This window comes from Enterococcus sp. MMGLQ5-1 (assembly GCF_013155265.1).
Lineage (GTDB): Bacteria > Bacillota > Bacilli > Lactobacillales > Streptococcaceae > MMGLQ5-1.
The window spans coordinates 554084-577742 of record NZ_JABJXU010000001.1; the positions used below are offsets into that span (position 1 = coordinate 554084).

Below are 23659 nucleotides of genomic sequence, written 5' to 3' on the forward strand. Positions count from 1 at the left end.
TGGTTGGTAAAATTAACTACAAAAAATGCATCACAGCGATTAAAGCCGTGCTGCATTTTTTATTTAGCTAAATTGTGTTTGATAAAGCTTGGCGTAAAATGATTGCTTATTTAATAGTGAATCGTGGGTACCCTTCTCAATAATGTCACCATGATTCATTACTAAAATCAAATCAGCATTTTTGATAGTTGAAAGACGATGTGCAATTACAAAGCTTGTTCGACCCTTCATTACCTTTGCAATGGCTGTTTGAATATCCTGTTCTGTTTTGGTGTCAATGCTTGAGGTTGCTTCATCTAAAATCATTACCTTGGGATCAGCAAGCACAGCTCTTGCGATTGTTAATAGCTGCTGTTCGCCTTGTGAAACAATGCCGTCATCACTTGAAATAATAGTGTCATAGCCTTGAGGGAGCTTACGAATAAAACTATCACATTGTGCGATTTTGGCAGCTTCAATAATATCCTTGCGCGTTGCATTGGCTTTGCCGTAGGCGATATTATCAGCAACTGTACCTTTAAATAACCATGTATCTTGTAGCACCATGCCAAAGCACTGACGTAAATCTTCTCTAGATAATTGATTAATATTAATACCATCAAAGCGTATTTGACCTGAATCAATTTCATAGAAGTGCATCAATAGGTTAACTAAGGTTGTTTTTCCAGCTCCCGTTGGACCAACAATCGCAATCATTTGATGCGGCTTTGCTTCAAAGCTGACATTTTTCATCAAAGGCTTATCCTTTTGATAGCCAAAGGAAACATTTGAAAAGGTGATTTCACCTTGTGGCTGTTTATCTAATTTTTTTAGATTTGGATAGATGGTATCCTCTTTTAAGTCCAAAATGGTATCAATACGTTCAATAGCTACTAAGGCACCCTGAAAGGCATTGACTATATATGAAGCATTACTAATTGGCTCTGAGATTTGGACGACATACTGTAAGAAGGCTTGGACAAGTCCAACCGTAATTAAGCCTTCAATTGCATATTGACCGCCTAGAAATGCAGCTAAAATAAAGGCAATCTGGTTAACGAAACGAATTGCAGGATAGATCGAAAAATTTATGAATTGTGAGCGCTGATTTGCTTTAAACTGTGCATCAATGTGCTTATCCATTTTTTCAATAAAATCAACCTCCTTACCAAAGGACTTAACTACCAAATTACCTGCAAGGGTTTCTTCGGTTGAATTGCTTAGTGTACTTAAGGTCATCATGTTATTGTGAAAAAGCTTTTGATTCCAGCTGGAGATAAAACCAGTTAACAGGCTACCAATTAATAGAATTGCAAAGACTAAAAAAGCCATTTTAATATTGATCATAAATAGAATAGCTATCCCTAAGATAATGATTAAGGCTGAATAGACAAATTGATTAAAGCCAGTAATAATTACTTCAGAAATTTTATCAACATCGGAGGTTGCTTTGCTGAGTAGCTCACCAACCTGATGATTATCATAAAATTTTAAAGGGAGCTTGGTCATTTTATCGGTTAATTTTTTTCTGAGTGAAAGTGTAACAGTCTCTCCGATTCTTGCCATTTGAAATTCTTGATAATAAACTAAGAGAAAATTAATCAAGGCAATTATTAAAATACTAATAATTGGTAAAAGAATTGTTGCTTGAATTGTTGACCATTTGTTAACGATACTTGCATCTTGCATAATTGCAATGACATCATCAATGACAATTGCCGAAATCCATGGAATGATGGCAAATAACAGAGTTGAAACAATGTTGGTCAGAATAGTTATAATAACGGGAATTTTATCTTCATTTAATAACGTTATAAAACTTACTATTGCTCGTTTGGTATCTTTCGGTTTTTCATAGCTTGTTTCTGTTACCTTTTGCTTTATTTTTTGGCGCTTCATTTTTTCACCTCCATCATGATGCCTTGTGTTTTAGCCAAATCCTGATAAAACTGATTAGTTGCTAATAAGCTTTCATGTGAACCACGTCCAACGATTTTACCATCATTTAGTACAATGATTTGATCTGCTGAGAGGATTGTGCTTAACCTTTGTGCAACAATAATCGTAATTTGCTTGGCTAAATAGGTCTTTAATTCAGAACGTAAAAGCGCATCCGTTGCATAGTCAAGTGCTGAAAAGCTATCGTCAAAAATATAGATACCAGCATTTTTGGCGAGTGCCCTTCCGATTGCTAAGCGTTGCTTTTGACCGCCAGAAAAATTTGTGCCGCCTTGAGTCACCTTAGTTTGAAATTTTTCAGGTAAGCCTTGGATGAAATCATTTGCTTGCGCAACCTTTGCCACCTTAATCATTTGTTCATTAGTTAAATCTGGACAACCAAATCGAAAATTATCCGAGATTGTACCGCTAAATAAAAATGCTCTCTGCGGCACATAGCTGATAACATGACGTAGTGTGTCAAGTGGCATATCACGAATATCAATGTCGTTAATCTTAATTGTACCTGCTTCAATATCATTTAAACGCAAGAGTGTTTTAACGACTGAGCTCTTTCCAGATCCAGTCCCACCAACAATTGCGATGGTCTCCCCAGCGTTTACCTTGAAGCTAATTGCGTCTAATATCTTTTTTTCTGCCCCACTATAGCGAAAATCAACATTATTAAAGCTTAGCTGTGTGATTGGTGTTATTTTTTCTGAAAGTGTTGCTGTAGGCATCATTTTGTCATGATCTGTTATTTCGCTTTTTGTTTCGATTACCTCTTGTATTCGATTAATTGAAGCGATGCCCTTTGGTACTTGGAAAAGAATTAGGGCAGACATAATCAATGTCGCAATGGTGGTTGTAGTGTATTCAATTAATGCTGTAATCGATCCAATTTCTAATACTTGATGAGCAACCAAGGACGAACCAATCCAAAGAATTAGCACCATTGCTAAATTCATTAAGCAAAAGGCCATTGGAGAGAGTAATGCAAAATGCTGATTAATCACGATATTATTTTGCGTATAGTCTTCAAAAGCGGTATCTACTCTTATTTTTTCTTTTTTGGAATTATCAAAGGCTCTAATTATCCGTACGCCAACAAAAAATTCACGTAAAACAAGGGTCATCTGATCCATTTTTGCTTGAATTTTTTGGATGTTTGGCAAAGATTGATTTAAAACATACCAGGTTGTTCCTAAGAAGATAAATATTGCCAGCAAAGGAATGATTGCCAAAACAGGATAAATATTTAATGTTAATAAGATGGCAATTAACGCCATGATTGGACTAGGTAAAATCATTTGTAAAAAGGTTAATAGAATTTGCTGGGCATTGACATTATCATTAGTAGTTCTAGTCACCAGTGAGGCAATACCAAAGTGATCAGTTTGATTGAGTGTTAATTTTTCAATCGTTCGGATCATTTTTTTACGGTTACTTTGCGCAAATTTTGATGAAAAATATGCCGAGAAATAGCTACCCAAAATACCAGCAATTGTCCCGATAATTAATATAATCAACATTTTGACAATAATCGTATTAAGCTGTTGATAGTTTTGTTTAAGAATGCCTTCGTTAATCAATTGTGAAACATAAAATGGAATGACTAACATTGCGAAGGTATTAATTGTAATAAATAAAATACTTAAAAATAATAATCCCTTGTTTTGTTTAATAAATTGTTTTAATAACTGCATGAATGTGCTGCCTCCGAATAATTTTAGCTTAGATTAAATTGTTAAGTGATCAAGCAATTTTTCATTAATTTTAATCAGCATTTTACGTTCCTCTGCTGTTAATTGGGCATAAGCTTGATATTCAAACTGATAAAGTGCCAAAAGAACTTTATCAGTGAAATTTTTGCCTGATTCAGTTAGCTTAACCATTTTTTGTCGCTTATTTTGTGCATCTTGCTCACGATATAAGTAGCCTTTTTTTTCTAAAGTATTGAGCATTGAATTGACAGTCTGCTTAGGCAATTGAAGTCGCTCTATAATTTGCTTTGGTGTGGTTTCTTCTCCTAGGTTAGAAATTACATATAGTGTCATCAATGAATTATTGGTCAAATGCTGCTTTTTTGCCCAATTTTCATAAACACTATTCATACCGAACCAAATGTGATAGCTTTTATCAATTGTTTCTTTTATATCCATATCAAGTATCCTTTCTGAATCTGGATTGGTCTTTTCTTTTAATTAAAAGCAAAATAGTCCGATATAGGACTATTTGATTCTAGCATATTGAAAATTTAAAATCAATCTTTGATTTTTACTTTATTAAGCTAAAATAAATAGGCATTGAAATCACTTCTTAAAGCGAAAATAAATTAAAAGCAAAATTGTAATATTAATAATTTGCATTGAGAATATTAGCATTAGCACTTAATTTATGTTAAAATTGTCTAGTCATTATTATAGAGTGCAGGTGATTATAAGCCTTTATAACTAATAAAGATTACTTATTTATAATGAATAAATAAGATTTGTTTTGATATAAATTTTTATGATTTAAATTAGATAGAATACTAGAGGAGATAAGTATGTACGACCAATTACAAGCTGTGGAAGATCGTTATGAAGAATTAGGGGAACTGCTGAGTGATCCTGAGGTGATTAGTGATACCAAGCGATTAATGGCTTTAACTAAAGAGGAAGCTAGCATCAGAGCAACCGTAACAACCTATCGTCGTTATAAGCAGGTGCTTGAAACAATTTCCGACTCAGAAGAATTATTATCAGAAAATTTAGATGCTGAGATGATTGAGTTAGCGAAAGAAGAGCTTAGTGATGCAAAGGCTGAAAAGCTTCAGCTGGAAGAGCAAATTAAAATTTTACTATTACCTAAGGATCCAAATGATGATAAGAATATTATTATGGAAATTCGGGGAGCTGCTGGTGGCGACGAGGCAGCATTATTTGCTGGTGATTTATTTGAAATGTATCAACGCTATGCAACGGCAGAGGGCTGGAAAACAGAGGTACTAGAAGCTAATATTACCGGTATTGGTGGTTACAAAGAAGTTATCATGATGATTACTGGTGATAATGTCTTTTCTAAATTAAAATATGAATCAGGCGCGCATCGCGTACAGCGTGTACCATCAACTGAATCGCAGGGGCGTGTGCATACCTCCACCGCAACTGTTGTTGTGATGCCAGAAGCAGAAGAGGTTGAAATTGAGATTGAAGACAAGGATTTAAGAATTGATATTTATCATGCCTCAGGTGCAGGTGGTCAGCATATTAATAAGACTGCTTCAGCCGTTCGTTTGACCCACTTACCGACAGGGATTGTGGTGGCAATGCAGGATGAAAGAAGTCAGTTGAAAAATCGTGAGAAGGCGATGAAGGTTTTACGGGCGCGCGTCTATGATCATTATGCAACAGCTGCCCAATCGGAATATGATGAAAATCGTAAAAGTGCGGTTGGGACAGGTGATCGCTCAGAGCGCATTCGTACCTATAATTTTCCGCAAAATCGAGTGACGGATCATCGAATTGGTTTGACAATTCAAAAGCTAGATCAAATCTTGGCGGGCAAGCTTGGTGAAATTATTGATGCTTTGATTGTTTATGATCAAACGAAGAAATTAGAAGCGCTTAATGGGTAATTTAAAGTGAAATATTACGAATTACTAAATGAGGGCTATCAGGTAGAGAGTCTGCTATTACATCATAAAAATTGGCAAAAAACTGATTTATTATTGAATCTTCAAAGCGAAGTGGATGAGGATTCACTTCGTTTTTTGGCTGAATCAAAGGGCTTACTTGCTGACGACTATCCCTTACAATATATTACGCACACGGTTCATTTTTTTGACTTATACTTATATGTTGATGAAAATGTTTTAATTCCGCGACCAGAAACGGAAGAATTGGTTGATTTAGTATTAAAGGATTTTGATGATAAGAAACGATGTGTTTTAGATATTGGCACTGGTAGCGGTGCAATCAGTCTAGCTTTAAAGGCTAATCGTCCAAAATGGCAGCTTACAGCAAGTGATATTTCTGAAAATGCATTGAAAATTACCAGAAAAAATGCAAAAAATCTCGATTTATCAATTGAAACAATTCAGAGTGATTTATTTGAAAAAATAGAAGGGAAATTTGATATTATTGTCAGCAATCCACCGTACATTAGCTTTGATGAGCTCGAATTGATGGATGCAAGTGTCATTAAATACGAGCCAGATTTAGCTTTATTTGCTGAAAATCAAGGCTTGGCAATTTATCAAGCAATTATTTTGCAAATGAAACCCCACTTAACCCCCCAAGCTTGCGTATACTTTGAAATTGGTTTTGCACAAGCTCATGCAGTGAGTGGGCTATTAAAGCGAGCTTTTCCAACGAGTGAAATTACGGTATTAAAGGATTTATTCGGCAAAGACCGAATGGTAAGGATGAAATTAGATGACTGAAATTTTAAAGGCAAATTCCGTAGGTATTGATAAAGCGGTTCGTTTTCTTAAGGCAGGTGAGCTAGTTGCTTTTCCAACAGAAACGGTTTATGGATTAGGTGCACCTGCGACTGATTCGGCAGCTGTCAGGGCAGTTTTTCAGGCAAAGGGACGCCCAAGTGACAATCCTTTGATTGTTCATGTTTCTAATTTATCAATGGTTGAGCGTTATGCAAAAAAAATCCCGAAAGTTTTCTATCAATTAGTAGAACAATTTTGGCCGGGTAGCTTAACCTTAATTCTGGAGGCCAAGAATTTACCTGATGAGGTCACTGCTGGTTTATCAACGGTTGCTTTTAGAATGCCTGATTCTCAATTAACCCTTAATCTAATAGAACAGCTTGGCACACCAATTGTTGGTCCATCTGCTAATACTTCTGGTAAGCCATCACCAACCAAGGCGGCTCACGTTTTTCATGATTTAGACGGTAAAATATCGGCAATTTTAGATGGTGGTAGCGCAAAGATTGGTGTGGAGTCAACGGTAGTTGATTTGACGGGCAAAACGCCCTTAATTTTACGACCGGGAAAAGTGACACTTTCTGATTTGAAAGTCATTTTACCTAAATTAGAATATGATAGACATCTGATTAGCGATGAGGAAATACCAAAGGCACCGGGGATGAAATATCAGCATTATTCGCCTAGCGTGTCAGTATTTATGGTAACAGGCGCTGAAATTTCAAGAATACCTGACCAAGCAGATTTAGCGATAGTGGCGGATGAAAGCTTCCTATCGAATTTTAGGCATGCCCATACTTTTGTCCTATCAAATAATCAGTCAATTGAAATGGCAACCCGTAATTTATATCAGGCCCTGCGTCAATTTGATCAGTCGGGCATTTCAGCAATTTTTGTTGAGGTTTATGCAGGTGAAAATGCAAGGGCCTATATGAATCGTTTGCAAAAGGCGAGTGGTGGTAAAAGCTTTACAGATTTTCATATCTAAAAATCGCAAATTATAAAAATATTTGTCATTTAAATTCATTATAAAGTTATCAATAGATAAAAAATGATGTGATAAAAGCTGATTAATGACATAGAAAGGGGCGCTAAAGCGCTCCTAGGTCGCTTATAAAAGTTTAGTTCAATTACATACCATGCCGACTAACTGCCTCAAATTTCAGAATGAAATTTGAGGCAGTTAGTCGGCATGGCAAAAAACGCCATTATAATTATTTTTGCTTATATTCACATTTCAAAACAAGCCGTTTACGCCCTTTTCCTAAATAGCTATGGTATTGAAAGCAAGCTAGCGGCAATGTACCTTAGCAGATTTTCCACTTAGGCGTTGACTGTTTGCTGCCATAATGTTACCTGTTAATTACGAATGTTAAACCAAGAGGACTGGACGTATGTCGTAGTCTTAGAATAGACAAAGTATACTTTCAAAGTATGCTTTTTTTGCGGTCTACAATGAATTGGGCTGATAAATATTTCGATCCATTCTTTATAGGTCTAATGTGGAATTGTTTATCGGAACAATCCCAGTTTCACAATAAAACTACAATATTCAAAGTAGCCTTGAGCAGCACAAAATGTGCTGGCGCACAATATAGACAAATGCTCGATTATATTTCGGACATTTCTTTACATTTTGGGACTGGACGTATGTCGCAGTCTTTTTTTATTTTTCTATTGAGCATATTGATTGCCAAAATGATAGTTATTTGCTATCACTCGTCAGCTCAATTACTATTATTCAACCATTTTATCAAGTGTTACACTTTATTTTAAGTTCGAACGGAAATTATAAAAAAATTAAGAAGCTTTTAAAAAATCAAATTAATTAGGTCTAAAGGGGAGTGTTGTTATGAAAAAAAGATTCATATCGGGATTAGCTACTGTTATTTTATTTTCTACTGCTGGTTGTGGTAGTTCAGAAAAAACTAGCTCAGCTGATACAGGCGAAAAGGAGGAGGTAGCAATCACTAATGTTAGCTATGATCCGACCAGGGAGCTTTATGAAGCCTATAATCAGGCGTTCCAAAAATACTGGCAGAAAAAAGAAAATCAGCAGGTGGAAATCACACAGTCCCACGGGGGGAGTGGAAAACAGGCAAATTCAGTTATTGAAGGTAATGAGGCCGATGTCGTGACCTTAGCTTTGGAACAAGATGTGACCAGTATTGAAGCAGCGGGCTTGATTGATGAGGGGTGGAAAAAGTCGTTTCCAGAAAATTCTTCGCCATACACCTCAACGATTGTTTTTCTAGTTCGCAAGGGCAATCCTAAGAATATTAAGGATTGGGATGATTTGACTAAGGAGGGGGTCGGCGTAATCACACCAAATCCTAAAACATCAGGTGGCGCGAGATGGAATTATTTAGCTGCATGGGCCTATGCCAATGAAAAATATGCTGGGTCAGAGGCTAAAAATATTGCCTTTGAAAAATCCTTGTATCAAAATGTTTTAGTTTTAGATTCAGGTGCTCGCGGGGCAACAACGACCTTTGTTGAAAATGGTCAGGGAGATGTATTAATTGCTTGGGAAAATGAAGCGTATCTATCACTAAAGGAGCATCCAGAGGATTATGAAATCATCACACCGAGTATTAGTATTAAAGCGGAGCCCTCAGTTGCAGTTGTCGATGAAATCGCTAAGGAACGTGGCACAGAAAAGGTTGCAAAGGCTTATTTAGAATATTTATATTCAGATGAGGGGCAAAGAATTGCGGCAGAAAATTACTATCGACCAACAAATAAAAAAATTGCTGAGGAATATGCAGATCAATTTGAAGCAATAAAGCTGGTACAAATTGATGATAAATTATTTGGTGGCTGGGCTAAGGTTCAAGAGAAGCATTTTAATGATGGTGGTATTTTTGATCAAATATATGCAAAATAGCTTGGAGGATAGGGGGACTAGATGCGATTTAGCCTAAAAAAAAATCGAGTTGTACCGGGCTTTGGTATTAGCCTTGGTATCACTATGACCATGATTAGCCTGATTATTTTAATTCCAATGATTTCTATTTTTTTACAAACCTCAAAAATTGGCATTGATGAATTTTGGCGAATTGCTATGAGTAAGCGAGTCGTATTGAGCTATTTATTAAGTGTAAAAACTGCTTTTTTTGCAGCATTGATTAATACCGTTTTTGGCTTGATTTTAGCATGGGTTTTGGTACGGTACAGCTTTTTTGGCAAACGTTTTATTGATGGTTTAGTAGAGCTACCCTTTGCTTTACCAACTGCCGTTGCAGGTATTTCCTTAGCCAATCTCTATTCAGATAAAGGGTTTATGGGACAGCTTTTATTACACTTTGGGATTAAGGTTTCTTATACAGAGCTCGGCATTCTAGTGGCAATGACCTTTGTTACAATTCCCTTTGTCGTTCGTGAGGTTCAGCCAGTGCTTGCAAAGCTAGATCCAATCTATGAGGAGGCAGCAAGTGTGATGGGAGCGACGCCATTTCAAATTTTTAGCCGAATTATTTTTCCAGAATTGAAATTCCCTCTGTTTATTGGCTTTAGTCTAGCCTTTGCTAGAAGTATGGGTGAATATGGTTCAGTCGTTTTTATTGCTGGCAATCAACCCTTTAAGACAGAAATTCCATCATTGCTAATTGCAAGTCAATTAAATGAGCACTCGTATTCAGGTGCCACTGCGATAGCTTTAGTATTGTTAATCTTCAGTTTTTTAGTAATGATTGTGATTAATTTAATTCAGCATCAAATGCAGCGATTTGTGAGGTGATTAGAAAATGAAGAATAAAACCTTTACTCAATATTTGCTCATTACGCTTGCAGTAATTTTTTTAGTAATAATGTTAATTTTACCTCTATTTTTCGTGATGACGAGTGCCTTAGGTAATGGATTTAATGCCTATCTAGCTGCTATTTCTGACGAGTATACCTTAAAGGCCTTAAAGCTGACTTTGGTAACAACTCTGATAACGATTATTGTCAATATTGTTTTTAGTCTGGCAGCAATTTGGCTATTGTTTAATTTTCAATTTAAAGGAAAAAGCTTATTAATCAGTATTATTGATATTCCTTTTGCGATTTCACCAATTGTAGTTGGTCTATTTTATGTTTTAACCTTTGGTAGAATCGGCTGGCTATTCCCTCTCGTTGATTTTTTAGGACTTAAAATTATCTTTGCTTTGCCTGCTGTAATTTTAGTGACCATTTTTGTTACGCTACCATTTATGACACGTGAGGTACTTCCTGTTTTGGAGGCTCGAGGTAATGAAGAAGAGCAAGCTGCAGCCATTTTTGGTGCATCGGCAAGCTATATTTATCGAAAAATTACGCTACCTCATATTAAATGGCCTCTGATCTACGGCTTAGTCTTAACTACTGCCCGTGCTTTAGGAGAATATGGCGCAGTTTCAATCGTCTCGGGCAATTTAAGAGGAAAAACGGTGACGGTTCCGTTACAGGTTGAGCTGCTTTATAACGAATATCAGTTTTCTGCTTCGTATGCTGTTGCCTCGATTTTGGTGATTATCGCAATTATTATTTTAATTATTCGTAATGTCGTCGAGCATAAAAGTCAACATTCAATGAAGTGAACAAAATAAAAAATAGGAGTTATTAATGTCAATCAATTTGCAAGAAATTAATCAAAGGGACAGTCAAGGCATTATTGAACAGCTTTTACAGCTAAAGCAGCGTTCAATATGTACGACAAATTTTAGACCATTTGAGGCAGTATTAATCCATAGCTTAGTCCAATATGAGCCTAAGCTACCGATTATCTGGATGGATAGTGGCTATAATACAAAGGAAACATATGTTTTTGCTGATAAATTAACGCAGAAGCTAAATTTGAATTTAACAATTTACCATCCACAAGTATCAAAGGCACATTATCAAGCCATCCACGGTGAACAGCTTCCGGTGATTGATACACCAGAGCATGATCAATTTACCCAGCTAGTAAAAATTGAGCCATTTGAACGTGCATTAACGGAGCAAAAGCCAGAAATTTGGTGGACAGCCTTGCGCGCTGAGGATTCGGCAGTTAGAGCCAATATGAAAAAGGTTGCAATTAATCAGGATGGCTTAATTAAGGCGGCACCATTACTAGAGTGGACTAGCCAAGACATGTGGCAATATTTACAAGCTCATGACTTACCAAATAATGACCACTATTTTGACCCAACTAAAGTGAATGAAAAACGAGAATGTGGATTGCATTTAAAGCATTAATTTAATAGCTAATTTATTAATTTTAACAGCTAGAAAGGGTGGCGTAATGTATGTTGAATTAAAGGGCGTCAATAAAAAATATGGTGACTATCCAGCAAGCCACGATATAAATTTTGGTGTAAAAAAAGGGCAGCTTGTTGCCCTATTAGGACCATCTGGAAGTGGTAAGACGACTATTTTACGCATGATTGCTGGACTCGAATCGGCCGATAGTGGTGATATTTTGATCAATGGAAAGCGCATCAATGATTTAACCGCAAGTAAGCGTGAAATTGGCTTTGTGTTTCAAAATTATGCGCTATTTCGTTACATGACCGTCTTTGAAAATATTGCCTTTGGCTTATCAGTTAAAAAATATTCTAAAAATGAAATTAAGGCAAGGGTTGCTGAATTAATTGAGCTGACTGGTCTTAGTGGCTTAGAAAAACGTTATCCAAGCCAGCTTTCTGGTGGACAAAAGCAAAGGGTCGCCTTTGCGAGAGCACTTGCACCTAAGCCACATGTTTTATTATTAGACGAGCCATTTGCAGCGGTTGATGCGAAGATTAGAAAAGAGCTTAGAACGTGGTTAAAAGCAGTGATTCAAAAGATTGGTATAACAAGTATTTTTGTAACTCATGATCATGAGGAGGCGATTGAGGTCGCTGACGAAATTATTGTGACAAACAAAGGTCGGGTGGTACAGCAGGCGACGCCATTGATAATCTATCAGCAGCCCAAAACGCCCTTTGTTGCGCAATTTATTGGTGAAAGCGACGTCATTAATAATATTAACCGATTAAAAGGCTTTGAGTCTGTTACTGAGGATGCTAAGGCGGTCGTCCGTCCAGAGTTTATTCAGCTTTTTAAAAGAGATGAGCTAGTGCAATACGAAGCCTCAGTTGAGTTAGGAATTGTTGAGTCAGTTAAATTTAGGGGCTCATTTTTAGAAATATCAGTAGCAGTAAAGGGGATACACTTGGTTACAAATCGTTCTTTAGAGAAGGCTATATTTGAATGTGGAGAAACTGTTCAGGTTTTTATCTATCGTCTTTATGTTTTTAATGAGACAGAGGCTTCTGTCATTGAAAATCCAAATACTCGCCTGTCTATCCTAGGTAGTGGTTTATAAAGTGTTGGACACGGTTGGTAGAAAAACAAATATATTAGTGCCATTGGTAGCTAATAAAATCCAGTCTAAAATACGCATCATACCGAATAGCTGAGAGATACAGTTAGAGGTGGCGAAATTTTCCGATTGGTGAGATTAATCAAGAAATTAATGCATAATTAACAAAATGTAGAAGGTGAAAATTGTGAATCATTTAGATCAATTAGAAGCAGAAAGTATTTATATTTTGCGAGAGGCCTATAAAAAGCTAGGAAAATTAGGGATGCTTTGGTCAATCGGTAAGGACTCAACGGTATTATTGTGGTTGACCAAAAAGGCATTTTACGGTCATACCCCCTTTCCCTTTATTCATGTTGACACGACGTATAAAATACCTGAGATGATTGAGTATCGTGATCGTGTCGCTAAGGCGCTTAATCTTGATTTAATTGTTCACACTAATCAAGTCGCAATTGACGCGGGGATGAATCCTAGCGAAGGGCGATTGAAATGCTGTGCGGCCTTGAAAACAGAAGGCTTAAACCAGGTTACTAAAATTTATGGCTTTGAAGGCTTGATCGTTGGTGTGCGTCGTGATGAAGAAGGCAGTCGCTCTAAGGAGCGCGTGTTTTCAGAACGAAATCAGGCGGATAAATGGGATTATACCAAACAAGCACCAGAGCTTTGGAATCAATATAAGACTGACTTCCCAAAGGGCAATCATATTCGAGTCCATCCATTATTACAATGGACGGAATTAGATATTTGGGAATATATTCAGCGTGAGCAGATTCCAATTATTGACTTGTATTTTTCTAAAAATGGGAAGCGATACCGTAGCTTAGGGTGTGCGCCCTGTACGCGACCGATTGAGAGCCGAGCGGGAAATGTCGCAGAGATTATTGAGGAATTAAAAAATACGAACGTTGGAGAACGAGCAGGGCGAGCGCAGGATCAGGCAGATACTTATGCAATGCAAAAGCTGAGAAAAGAAGGCTATATGTGATTAAGCTTTATATATGGCGAAGCGAGTTGTCTTGTAGGTTATTAATAATAAATATATTTGATATAAATTAGATAAAGAGGAATTCATGGCGAAGACATCGTTAAATTTAGTGGTTGTTGGTCACGTTGATCATGGTAAGTCAACAGTCATTGGTAGATTATTGCATGATACAGAATCGTTACCACAAGGGACAATTGATAAGGTTAAACGAATTGCTAAGGAAACTGGCAAGCCGTTTGAATACGCCTATTTATTGGATGCCTTTGAAGAGGAGCAGCAGCAAGGGATTACTATAGATATTACACAAATTCAATTTCAAACTAAAAATCGAGCGTATTTGATTATTGATGCACCAGGACATGTGGAATTTTTAAAAAATATGATTTCAGGTGCAGCAAGTGCTGAAGCGGCATTCCTGATTGTTGATGTTCAGCGTGGTGTTGAAGAACAGACTAAGCGTCATGCCTATATGCTTAAATTATTAGGTATTCAAAAGGTCTATGCAATTTTCAATAAAATGGATTTAACAGGTTATTCAAAAAATAGGTTCAAGCAGGTTCAGCTTGATTTACAGCAATTCATCAAATCACTAGATTTTGAAATACTTGACTATATTCCGATTTCGGCATTTTATGGTGAAAACATTTTGAAGCAAACTGGTGTCATGCCCTGGTATACTGGCAAAACTCTGATTGAGCTTTTAGATTCAATTGAAAAGGATGCAGATATTGCAAATCAACCACTCAGGTTGCCAATTCAGGATGTTTATAAGTTTGATGATCGTCGGATTATTTCAGGCCGAGTTGAATCTGGGACACTTAGTGTTGGCGATACGATTCAAATTTTTCCAGAGGGTCGAACAACAGTTGTTGAAGGCTTTGCCTATTGGCAAAAAAAGGATCAAAAGCAAAGGGCATTACCTGGTGAATCAATCGGGATTACCGTTAAAGATGAATTTTTTAATAATCGTGGTGAAATAATTACCAAGACTGATACAGCACCAATTGTAGCTAATGCCTTTTCTGCAAATATATTCTGGATGGGCAAGGCACCATTAATTAAAAATAAGCGTTATAAATTAAAGCTTGCTACTCAAGAAATTTATGGAGAGGTTGTTAGAATTGAAAATGTTTTGGATGCTTCAACGCTTGAACAATTTGAAAATGCAAATCAAGTTAAAATCAATGATGTTGCCGAGGTCGTTTTTGCAACTGAGCAAGCAATCGTTTTTGACGCATTTAAAGATTTCAGTATTACTGGTCGCTTTGTGATTATTGATGGCTATGATGTTTCGGGAGGTGGCACCGTTGCTGAGCAAAGAATTCTTGGTGAAGCAGCGCTTAAGGGAATTAATATTACAAATAACGAAAAGCTACTCGCATTGCATGCCTTTGATGAATATTTCATCTATCAGGGTGGTAAGATCGAAAGTGAGGCTCAGCAGAAATTATACCATCTCGGTGAGCAGATAACCTTAAAAGGAGCTACTTATCATTATCCAGCTAATTTTGATATTTTGGTGATTAATGAAAAAACAGTAGTTTCTGTTCGCAACGGACATTTTGACGCATTCTTGCCCTTGGAAGTATTTGAATTTTCTAAATTTCCTCTAATTAGTAGTGATGGCTTTGCGATTGAAATTACCAGTCAATCAGATTTTCTACAATTTTTAGATGAATATCAATACTTAGAAGGTAAAAATAAAGCTCATTTTTATAATAAATGGCTCAGCTTTGAAAAATATCGTCAGCTTTATTTTAGTGATAATTACTATTTAATTTAAAATCTGGTATTAAAAACAGCTGGTTAAGGCAAAGCGTATCGTTTTGGCTTGATAAGCCTCGCTGCTTGATATTAAAGGCGCTTTTTTACTTCTTTATATTTTTCTATGATGAAAAAGCTTAATCGATTAACCTGAAAAATGATTATTTATCAAGTGGCTGGAGGTCAAAAATCATTTTTATCATAGTAATAGCTGCAATCTCGGTCAATTTTTTAGGAGGTATTTATGTCATATATCGCAACCTGGGCGAACGAAAAAATTAATAAAAATGAAATTGCCAAGCTTGAAAAAGATGGCTTAGCGGTTTTTGATGATTTACCTGAATTGGTTAAAAGACCATTTTCTGAAATTTCCAAGGATTATTTTATGTATTTTAAGTATGCTGGTTTAACTGTTCAAAAACCACAGACCGATGGCTTATTCATGATGCGAATTAAGCTACCAGCAGGCATAATTAATAATGAGCAAGGCAGAAAGCTAGTTGAAATTGCTCAAAAATATGCACATGGTATTGTAGATATTACAACTAGACAGTCCGTCCAATATCATCACATCCCCTTTGCCAAACTGACTCAAATTTTTGCCAGCATTGAAAGCGTTGGTTTAACAACGAGAGGTGCCGAGGGTGATATTAACCGTAACGTGATTGGTAACCCTTTAGCAGGTATTGATGAAAATGAATTATTTGATGCAACTTCCACTTTATTAGCTGTTCATAAAAAATTCCAAGAAAATACAGATTTTTCAAATCTACCTCGAAAGTTTAAAATTTCAGTTAGCAGTAATTATTATAATTCGGCAAATGCTGAAATTAATGATTTGGCATTTTTTCCAGCAACAAAGCAAATTAATGGTCGTAATTATAAGGGCTTTGGGGTAAAGGTAGGCGGTGGCTTGGGTGCCAAGCCTTATTTGGCAAAAACCCTAGATTTATTTGTGAAAAGACATCAAGTTGTAAAGGTTTCAGAGGCGGTAGTTGCTCTTTATCGAGATTATGGCTATCGTCGTAGTCGGTCAAAGGCTCGTTTGAAGTTTTTAATTGAGGACTGGGGTGTTGAAAGATTTAGTGAGGAATTGAAAAAGCGCGTCGGTAAGCTTGAGAGCGCTGGCGTCAATCGAGTTATTGGTTGGAATAATGGTCTTGTCTTAGGGGTTCATCAGCAAAAGCAGCGTGGTTTTTCTTACATCGGTGTTAGTGTCCCTACTGGAAGGCTAGAGGCAGTTGATTTAGCTAGCTTTGTAGCAATCGCAAAGCAATATGGTACAGGTGAAATTCGCTTTGATCACTCGCAAAATTTAATCATTCCATTCTTACCGAATCAGCAGCTATCAACAATTATTAAATTACCTATATTTGCTAAATTTCCAATTGAAACTTCACGTTTTCAGGATTATGGTCTGACATGTACTGGAAATGAATTTTGCAATTTAGCTTATACTAATACTAAAAATATTACACGTGATTTACTGGCGCATTTGGACGAAAAATATCAGCTTGAGCAACCAATCCGTATTATTTTGACTGGCTGTATGAATGCCTGCGCGCATCGAAATATAGCAGATATTGGTATTCAGGGCATTGCGGGGCGTGATGTTAATCGTCAACCAATTGAAACCTTTCAAATTGCAATTGGAGGAAGTCTATTAGCTGGTGGTCATTTCAATGAAGAAATCAAAGGCAGGGTGCCAAAAAGCCTCCTCATCCCAGTAATTTCAGATCTAGTAGGTCTGTATTTAAAAGAACGAATCCAGAATGAAAGCTTTTATCAGACCTTTCAACGCACGGGAACTGAGCCTTTTCAAAATCAATTGATAGAAAGTTTGGCTGCCTATGAATAAAGTCTATTTAATTGGTGCCGGCAGTGGTGATCCTGAGCTATTAACCTTAAAGGGCTTACGTCTGCTGAAAAAGGCAGATGTTGTTATATATGATCGCTTAGCAAATCCAATTTTATTATATTTAACTAATGAGAATAGTGAGCTGATTGATGCTGGAAAGTCTCCGGCTGCGCATAAGCAAACACAAAATCAGATTGAAGCACGACTCATTAAAGAAGCTCGTTGTGGCAAGCAGGTTGTTCGATTAAAGGGCGGTGATCCTTCAATTTTTGGGCGGGTTGGCGAGGAGCTATTAGCCTTAAGAGCAGCAGGGGTGGCTTATGAAGTGGTGCCGGGCATAACGGCAGCCAGTGGAGCCAGTATTTACGCTGATATTCCAATCACCCAGCGCCAAATTGCCGAGCGTGTTTTAATGATTACACCACGACAAACCCTAGTTGATTTATTTGAAACAGATTTTAAAAAAATATTAAGAGATACAACGGTTGTTTTGTATATGGGCGTTTCAAGCTTAGACCTTGTTGCGAGTATTTTAAGAAAACAGCAAGTGGAAAAAACTATGCCGATTGCAATTATTGAAAATGGGACACGAGGCTATCAACGGACTTTGACAACTAAATTAGCTGATTTTGAAATGTTAATTAAGAATCAAGAGATTATCAATCCAGCACTAATTATTATCGGTCGTGCAGTAACCGTTCGTCAAGGCGAGAGCTGGTTTGAGAGCCTGCCTAAATTTCAAGAACAGCTATTAGTCGTGACTGACCAAATACCGACCTTAGCTGAAATTAGTGAATATACTAGCGAGGGAGCAGATGTTTGGTTCACAATTGTTGGTGCTAGACGTCAAGCACGCTTTAATTCACTTGATAGAGAAAATTTAAATAGAAATTTTTCAGAAATAATTTTGAAAAATAATGCAACAATTGAAGCCTTAGAAAAGCTAAAAAAACAGCTAGGAGTGTAATTTGGAAAAAAAACAAGCAGCCATTTCTTTTCAAAAAATAGTATTGATTATTGCCACGACGGTTTTTTCATTTTCAAGCTCTACAACTGCTTTTTTTACGATGGGCTTGCATGCAGTGCCTTGGCTTGCTATGGCAGCTATTTTTTACTTTGTACCCTTTGCAATTATTAATTCCGAATTTACAAGTGCCTATCCCAATTCTAAGGGTAGTCTTTATCAGTGGCTTTCAGAAAATCTGTCACAGCGTCTTGCCTTTATAACCAGCTTTATTTGGTATTCAAGCTACTTTATTTGGATGATGAGTCTATTTCTAAAGCTTTGGATTCCATTCAGTGTGCTTATTTTTGGTTACGATATTTCAAAATTGACAACTATTTTTGGTGTATCAACGAAATGGGTCTTAACAATTTTAAGCTTAATCGGCGTTTTGATAATGACATGGATTATTAATCATGGCTTTATTAAAATTATCCGCTGTCTTTATTTAAGCGGTATTTTAATGGTTGGTTTAGTTGCTTTGACTGTCATAAGTAATTTAATTTTGGCAATTAGGCATCCAGAACAAATTTTACCAAATTTGAGCAGCAGTATTAATACTGGTAGTTTTTTTGAAACTCAGAATTTAACGGGTATTTTATCACAATTGCCTTTTTTTATTTTTGCAATTACTGCTTTTGGGGGCTTAGATACCGTTTCTAGCTTAGTTGATAAGCTAGGAAATCAGCAAAATAAATTTTCTAAGGCGGTTTTATTAGGTGGCTTCTTTGTTTTATTATTATATTTTTTGGATATTCTGAGCTGGGCTATTGGCAGTAATTTTGCTTCTGTTCGCCAGTTGACTAATCAGCATTTGGGTAATTTAATGTATGGCTTAATGTCCCTATTGTCAAATGAGCTCAGTCAGTCCTTTAAGCTTTCTGCAAAAGGCACACATATTTTAAATCAGGCTTATATTCGTTACACTGCTTTGACTTTATTTACAGCATATATTGGTCTATTGGCAACGATTGGCTACGCACCGCTTAAGGTATTGATAAGTAGCACGGGGACTCATTTTTTTCAGCCACGCTTATACCAAGAAAACCGCTATGGTGTCTTGAGTCGCGCAATCAATATTCAAGCAGCTATCATCAGCCTTTTTGTTCTTGCGTTATCATTGGGGACACCTTTTATTAGTTCAATGTATAATCAGCTGACCCTAATGACAAATTTATCACGAAGCCTGCCTTATTTTTTGATTGCCCTTGCGTATCCATTTTTTAAGAGAAATTTTCAAGGCCATTATCTCAATATCATTCAGAAAAAATGGCAAATTAGATTATTAATGTGCTCGGTCATGCTGTCCATCTCGTTGGCGATTGTTTTTGAAATTTATGCCACCTGGTTAGATGAAGGCTGGTTGAGTGTGTTCTTTTTATTAGTTGGTCCAGTTGGTGCTTTCTTAATTGCCAATCAGCTTTATCAGCGTAAAATTTTAAAGGAACAGTCAACAATTCAGCTATTAAAAAATTGAACAACGGAGGTTATCGATGAAAGCAGTTATTTTTGTAGTACATGGTAGTCAAATTAGACAAAAAAATAAGGCATTAGCAAAATTAATTAATCAAGCCTCAGAAAGCTTGGCTGATTACGCAGATTTCTATCAAATTGCTTATTTAGAAAGACAGCGTGATACGATTGAGCTTGTGATAAATCGGATTGTGAAGACAGGTGCTAAAGAGCTGATTATTATACCTGTTTTATTATTTCCTGCCTTGCATGCATTAGTTGATATTCCTATTCAGGTTAAAGCTGCCCTTCGTGGATTACCTGAGATTACAGTAAAGTTTCTAAGAACGTTTGGCGAAGCGCAGTCCGTTTTTGAAATATTGCTTGATCGAATTCAAGAAATAGATAGTGATTTTTCAAATGCTGAAATTATTTTATTGGCACATGGTACGCGTCACTTTGCTGAAGCTGAATTGGGCCTTGCAAGAGTGGCAAATAAATTAAGTGAATACACTGGTAAGGTTGTTAAGCCTGTTGATTTTCTGGGTAAGAGAACCTATCGGTCAATAATTGAAACAAATCTTCAAAATTCAATTCCACAGGTTGTCTTGCCATTTTTTATTTATGATGGTGTTCTTGTTCAAAAGATTTATCATAGTGTGCAAGCGCTTAGTCCATCAGAAGCAATTCCATTTGCTGAAACACTTGCCTTAGATCCACGCATTGTTTCTGCTTTGGTCAATGTGATTCAAGAGGAGCAGCAATTTGATACCAATTTTGTTAAGCTTACGACATAAAAAAGTAATTATTATTGGTGGCGGTCGGGTTGCGACACGTAAGGCTCAGCGCTTGGTGACTGAAACTCAGGTGATTGTGATTGCTGAAGAGGCGACTAATGAGCTTAGATCACTGGCTTCACTTAATCGAATTAAGTTAAAGCTAAAGAGCTATGAAACAGCAGATATTACTGAAGCAGATTTGATCTATATTTGTACAGATAATCCTGCTGTTAATCAGCAAATTTTAGCTGATGTTAGACCAAATCAATGGCTAAATGATACAACACAGAAACATAATTCGGATTTTTTTTCGATGGGCGAGATTGAAGCGAATGAGGTTACGATTGCTTTGACAACAGCTGGAAAAAATCCTAAGCAAACAAAGCAGATAAAAAGACAATTGCAAAAGCTTTTCTCTGTGGCGGCGCACTCACAAATTGATAAAAAATAATTGCATATCAGTTGTTTTATGAATGCCTTTTCATGATAATGGGTATATGCATAATGGAAGTGTAAATTTTAATGCGAAAAATAAAAATTGGAACAAGAGAAAGTCCATTAGCAATTAAGCAGACACAAATTGTAATCAATCTATTACAAGCGCAGCATGGCTTATTTGATTATGATATTGTTGGTACTAAGACATTGGGTGATAAATTAACCCAGTTTTCACTGAAGGAGATTGGCGGCAAAGGTGTCTTTGTTAAGGATATTGAGGCCGCGCTTTTAGTTGGTGAAATTGATATTGCGATTCATAGCTTAAAGGACATGACCTATTCCTTGCTAGAGGGCTTAGTTATTGGTGCTTATCCCAAGCGAGGCTCAGCTTTTGATGTAATTATTTTTAATCATCCTGATTACCAGCTTGAAACCCTACCAGCAGGTAGTGTGATTGGCACGAGTAGTGTACGCAGAGAAATGCAAATTTTGGAACAGCGACAAGATGTTGTGATGAAGGATGTGCGTGGCAAGATTGAAACGCGCCTGGAGAAATTAGCAGCTGGTGCCTATGATGCACTAGTTCTTGCTGAGGCTGGATTAGAAAGGCTTGATTATTTGAAGGCTTTGAATTATCAACGCTTATCGAAAGACCACTTCATTCCAGCCATTGGCCAAGGTATTTTAGCGGTTGAATGCCGTAGTGAAGATTATGACATACTTGATTTTTTAAAGCCGATTAATCACCTTGAAACACAAATTGCCGCTGAAATTGAGCGAGAATTTTTGGGTATTTTAAATGGTAATTGTGAGATTCCAATTGCTGCACTTGCCAGAAAAAAAGCTGAATTTTGGCAGTTAGATGCATTTTTGGCCAAGAATCGTCAATCAGTAGGGCATCGATTGCATCTCCAGTCAGCTCAGCCGTTTGGACTTGGCAAGCTAGCTGCCAATAGACTATTGAAGCAGGTGGCTATTGAAAAACCATAAATAGATCATGTTAATGTTTACACTGAGTGATTGGAGTAGGGGGTGTTAATGATGAAAAGACTGTTATACACGGGAATTGCAAGGAATTTACGACAAAAAGCTGATTTTTTCTTAAAATACGGTTATTATATGATTGAACTGCCCTTGATTGAGATTGAAGCAGTTACTTTTGATTTTTCTGTAGCTTCAAAATCAAATTGGCTCTTTTTGACAAGTCAAGCGCCGCTTGAAATCTTGCCAACCAACTATTTAAAATCTCAAAAAATTGCTGTTATCGGTCAGCAAACAGCAAATGCACTTGCTGAACGTGATTTAAAGGCATCGTTAATTGCCGAAAAACCGACTAAGGAAGGCTTATTGGCAACTTTTACCGAAAAAATTCAGTGCGCTTCAATTTTTTATCCTAAAAGTGACTTGGCTGATGACTATTTAGAAACTGAATTAACGAAAAAGGGCTATTGTGTTGCTTCAAAGATTATTTATCGTAATCAATTACCCAAATATTCTGAGCAATCATTAGTTGCTTTAATTTTCTATAAGGATATTCGGACTATTTTTTTTAGTAGTCCATCAACCTGGGACAGATTTCGAACAATTACTGAAAAAAGAGGCGTTAGCTTAAGCCGATTTGATTTTGTGGCGCAGGGTGAGACAACGAAATTAAAAATTGTTTCAGACGGCTTTTCAGCTAGAGCAATGTCTGAATTATAAAGAGTCTGGAAAATAAATTCCAGACTCAGGATATAGACAAAGTATACTCTCAGAGTATGCTTTGTCTTTTTCGCTCTACATTGGAATTGTTTCTCAGCCCCCAGTTTCACAACAAAATGACTTCCAAATTCACAATGAAATGACAATATTCAAAGTAGTCTTGAGCTTTGAGCCTTTGAACTAAGTTTTTAAAACGCCCTTCAGTTGCTTGTAAAAGCAAGTTCAAATGCATATCTTTGTCACTAACTGACTCCATTTTTTGAAAATTACAAAAAATGTCGGAGAGTAAGTGGCAATGGTAAAAAGCAGCATAAGATGTACCACCACAGAATATAGATTAACGCTCGATTGTATTTCGGGCATTTGTCTACATTTTTATTATTTCATTTGGCTAAAAAATTCCCAGCAAAGCTTAGCGCTTTTCTTTGTTTTGGCTAGCTTAGTTTCACCAATTGGTACTAGGCGTTTATTATCAATAATAGTTATTAATAATGCTGCAATTGTGATTCGTTTTTTATCAGCAATTGAAAATTGATAATAAGTACCGTCCTGTTTTTCAAAGCGGAGTATTTTTCGGTTGAATTTATTAAATTTTAGATTCTGTTGCTCAAGACTGCCAGTAATTAACCAATTGAAGTGCGTCAGAAAGTAGGCGTTATGTTTTCCTTCAAGCAGCTGCTTAAGAGTTGCAATTTTTTTATTACGCGCACTAAGCTCAACCTCATCTTCAAATAAAAAATTTTTTTGCGCAGTTGAGATTAATTTTGTGCCATTTGGTAAGGTAATAAATAATTGTTTAGGAAAAATATTTATTAAATAGATGACTTGCTTATTTTCATCAAGCACTTTTAATTGATGATGTCGTATGAAGCTTTGATTTTCAATATAGAAAAGGGTCATTAAATCACCTCGAAATACTACAATTTGTCGATTACATTTATATTTTAACATAAACTAGAGGCTAGGCGTTGAATGGTGAAGAAAGATTAAAAAGTGTAAATATTGACTAAGACTTAGTAATTTTTT

General features: G+C 36.4%; 21 protein-coding genes. 17 read left to right on the plus strand and 4 right to left on the minus strand.

Translation table 11 applies throughout. The annotated features are described in order from the left end of the window. Positions 1-63: 63 nt before the first annotated feature. Genes HOY35_RS02435 through HOY35_RS02445 form a run of 3 tightly spaced genes read right to left on the minus strand, consistent with a single transcriptional unit; the run spans position 64 to position 4079 of the window. Positions 64-1878 (minus strand): ABC transporter ATP-binding protein, encoded by a 1815-nt coding sequence (locus HOY35_RS02435; protein ID WP_172210419.1) that lies wholly within the window; start codon positions 1876-1878, stop codon positions 64-66. Continuing rightward, entirely contained in the window at positions 1875-3623 is a 1749-nt protein-coding gene (locus HOY35_RS02440; RefSeq protein WP_172210420.1) for an ABC transporter ATP-binding protein, read from the minus strand. The genes HOY35_RS02435 and HOY35_RS02440 overlap by 4 nt, the downstream gene beginning before the upstream one ends. 33 nt (positions 3624-3656) lie before the next feature. Continuing rightward, complete coding sequence (locus HOY35_RS02445) at positions 3657-4079, minus strand: MarR family winged helix-turn-helix transcriptional regulator (protein ID WP_172210421.1); 423 nt, start codon at positions 4077-4079, stop codon at positions 3657-3659. A gap of 386 nt (positions 4080-4465) precedes the next feature. Here HOY35_RS02445 and prfA point away from each other — a divergent pair, with 386 nt between their 5' ends. From prfA to HOY35_RS02530, 17 genes are all read left to right on the plus strand, one after another. Continuing rightward, positions 4466-5536: a peptide chain release factor 1 gene (gene prfA, locus HOY35_RS02450; protein ID WP_172210422.1), complete on the plus strand. Its 1071-nt coding sequence runs from the start codon at positions 4466-4468 to the stop codon at positions 5534-5536. A gap of 6 nt (positions 5537-5542) precedes the next feature. Further along, entirely contained in the window at positions 5543-6343 is an 801-nt protein-coding gene (prmC, locus tag HOY35_RS02455; RefSeq protein WP_172210423.1) for a peptide chain release factor N(5)-glutamine methyltransferase, read from the plus strand. Beyond that, entirely contained in the window at positions 6336-7331 is a 996-nt protein-coding gene (locus tag HOY35_RS02460; protein WP_172210424.1) for an L-threonylcarbamoyladenylate synthase, read from the plus strand. The genes prmC and HOY35_RS02460 overlap by 8 nt, the downstream gene beginning before the upstream one ends. A gap of 864 nt (positions 7332-8195) precedes the next feature. Then, positions 8196-9230 (plus strand): sulfate ABC transporter substrate-binding protein, encoded by a 1035-nt coding sequence (locus tag HOY35_RS02465; protein ID WP_172210425.1) that lies wholly within the window; start codon positions 8196-8198, stop codon positions 9228-9230. Positions 9231-9251: 21 nt separating this feature from the next. Then, positions 9252-10082, plus strand: coding sequence for a sulfate ABC transporter permease subunit CysT (gene cysT, locus HOY35_RS02470; RefSeq protein ID WP_172210426.1), 831 nt, complete (start codon positions 9252-9254; stop codon positions 10080-10082). Between the two features lie 7 nt (positions 10083-10089). Further along, positions 10090-10902: a sulfate ABC transporter permease subunit gene (locus HOY35_RS02475; protein ID WP_172210427.1), complete on the plus strand. Its 813-nt coding sequence runs from the start codon at positions 10090-10092 to the stop codon at positions 10900-10902. A gap of 25 nt (positions 10903-10927) precedes the next feature. After that, on the plus strand, positions 10928-11542 hold the full coding sequence (locus HOY35_RS02480; protein WP_172210428.1) for a phosphoadenosine phosphosulfate reductase family protein: 615 nt from the start codon (positions 10928-10930) through the stop codon (positions 11540-11542). A 46-nt stretch (positions 11543-11588) separates the two neighbouring features. After that, complete coding sequence (locus HOY35_RS02485) at positions 11589-12653, plus strand: ABC transporter ATP-binding protein (RefSeq protein ID WP_172210429.1); 1065 nt, start codon at positions 11589-11591, stop codon at positions 12651-12653. A 184-nt stretch (positions 12654-12837) separates the two neighbouring features. Continuing rightward, the gene (cysD, locus tag HOY35_RS02490) at positions 12838-13638 is read left to right on the plus strand and encodes a sulfate adenylyltransferase subunit CysD (protein ID WP_172210430.1); all 801 of its coding nucleotides are present in this window, start codon (positions 12838-12840) and stop codon (positions 13636-13638) included. A gap of 85 nt (positions 13639-13723) precedes the next feature. After that, complete coding sequence (locus tag HOY35_RS02495; RefSeq protein WP_172210431.1) at positions 13724-15421, plus strand: sulfate adenylyltransferase subunit 1; 1698 nt, start codon at positions 13724-13726, stop codon at positions 15419-15421. Between the two features lie 225 nt (positions 15422-15646). Next, a complete protein-coding gene (locus HOY35_RS02500) occupies positions 15647-17260 on the plus strand; it encodes a nitrite/sulfite reductase (protein ID WP_172210432.1) in 1614 nt (537 codons plus the stop codon). Further along, positions 17253-18227 carry a uroporphyrinogen-III C-methyltransferase gene (cobA, locus tag HOY35_RS02505; RefSeq protein WP_172210433.1) on the plus strand — a complete coding sequence of 325 codons (975 nt, stop codon included), beginning with the start codon at positions 17253-17255 and terminating at the stop codon, positions 18225-18227. Before HOY35_RS02500 ends, cobA begins: the two co-directional genes overlap by 8 nt. Position 18228: 1 nt before the next feature. Next, complete coding sequence (locus tag HOY35_RS02510) at positions 18229-19740, plus strand: amino acid permease (protein WP_172210434.1); 1512 nt, start codon at positions 18229-18231, stop codon at positions 19738-19740. Between the two features lie 16 nt (positions 19741-19756). Next, entirely contained in the window at positions 19757-20512 is a 756-nt protein-coding gene (locus HOY35_RS02515; protein WP_172210435.1) for a sirohydrochlorin chelatase, read from the plus strand. Continuing rightward, positions 20481-20945 carry a bifunctional precorrin-2 dehydrogenase/sirohydrochlorin ferrochelatase gene (locus tag HOY35_RS02520; RefSeq protein ID WP_172210436.1) on the plus strand — a complete coding sequence of 155 codons (465 nt, stop codon included), beginning with the start codon at positions 20481-20483 and terminating at the stop codon, positions 20943-20945. The genes HOY35_RS02515 and HOY35_RS02520 overlap by 32 nt, the downstream gene beginning before the upstream one ends. Positions 20946-21016: 71 nt before the next feature. After that, the gene (gene hemC / locus HOY35_RS02525; RefSeq protein ID WP_172210437.1) at positions 21017-21922 is read left to right on the plus strand and encodes a hydroxymethylbilane synthase; all 906 of its coding nucleotides are present in this window, start codon (positions 21017-21019) and stop codon (positions 21920-21922) included. A gap of 48 nt (positions 21923-21970) precedes the next feature. After that, entirely contained in the window at positions 21971-22633 is a 663-nt protein-coding gene (locus tag HOY35_RS02530; RefSeq protein ID WP_172210438.1) for a uroporphyrinogen-III synthase, read from the plus strand. 378 nt (positions 22634-23011) lie between these two features. On the opposite strand, the gene HOY35_RS02535 is transcribed toward HOY35_RS02530, so the two are convergent. Beyond that, positions 23012-23533, minus strand: coding sequence for a hypothetical protein (locus HOY35_RS02535; protein WP_172210439.1), 522 nt, complete (start codon positions 23531-23533; stop codon positions 23012-23014). Between the last annotated feature and the right edge of the window lie 126 nt (positions 23534-23659).

Bases quoted from the DNA above. Each gene is read 5' to 3' on its own strand.
- hemC (WP_172210437.1), top strand. From the start codon at position 21,017: ATGCGAAAAATAAAAATTGGAACAAGAGAAAGTCCATTAGCAATTAAG.
- HOY35_RS02465 (WP_172210425.1), top strand. From the start codon at position 8,196: ATGAAAAAAAGATTCATATCGGGATTAGCTACTGTTATTTTATTTTCT.
- HOY35_RS02480 (WP_172210428.1), top strand. From the start codon at position 10,928: ATGTCAATCAATTTGCAAGAAATTAATCAAAGGGACAGTCAAGGCATT.
- prfA (WP_172210422.1), top strand. From the start codon at position 4,466: ATGTACGACCAATTACAAGCTGTGGAAGATCGTTATGAAGAATTAGGG.
- HOY35_RS02515 (WP_172210435.1), top strand. From the start codon at position 19,757: ATGAAAGCAGTTATTTTTGTAGTACATGGTAGTCAAATTAGACAAAAA.
- HOY35_RS02530 (WP_172210438.1), top strand. From the start codon at position 21,971: ATGATGAAAAGACTGTTATACACGGGAATTGCAAGGAATTTACGACAA.
- HOY35_RS02435 (WP_172210419.1), bottom strand. From the start codon at position 1,878: ATGAAGCGCCAAAAAATAAAGCAAAAGGTAACAGAAACAAGCTATGAA.
- cysT (WP_172210426.1), top strand. From the start codon at position 9,252: ATGCGATTTAGCCTAAAAAAAAATCGAGTTGTACCGGGCTTTGGTATT.
- HOY35_RS02440 (WP_172210420.1), bottom strand. From the start codon at position 3,623: ATGCAGTTATTAAAACAATTTATTAAACAAAACAAGGGATTATTATTT.
- HOY35_RS02495 (WP_172210431.1), top strand. From the start codon at position 13,724: ATGGCGAAGACATCGTTAAATTTAGTGGTTGTTGGTCACGTTGATCAT.
- HOY35_RS02535 (WP_172210439.1), bottom strand. From the start codon at position 23,533: ATGACCCTTTTCTATATTGAAAATCAAAGCTTCATACGACATCATCAA.
- HOY35_RS02500 (WP_172210432.1), top strand. From the start codon at position 15,647: ATGTCATATATCGCAACCTGGGCGAACGAAAAAATTAATAAAAATGAA.
- HOY35_RS02460 (WP_172210424.1), top strand. From the start codon at position 6,336: ATGACTGAAATTTTAAAGGCAAATTCCGTAGGTATTGATAAAGCGGTT.
- HOY35_RS02485 (WP_172210429.1), top strand. From the start codon at position 11,589: ATGTATGTTGAATTAAAGGGCGTCAATAAAAAATATGGTGACTATCCA.
- HOY35_RS02445 (WP_172210421.1), bottom strand. From the start codon at position 4,079: ATGGATATAAAAGAAACAATTGATAAAAGCTATCACATTTGGTTCGGT.
- HOY35_RS02475 (WP_172210427.1), top strand. From the start codon at position 10,090: ATGAAGAATAAAACCTTTACTCAATATTTGCTCATTACGCTTGCAGTA.
- cobA (WP_172210433.1), top strand. From the start codon at position 17,253: ATGAATAAAGTCTATTTAATTGGTGCCGGCAGTGGTGATCCTGAGCTA.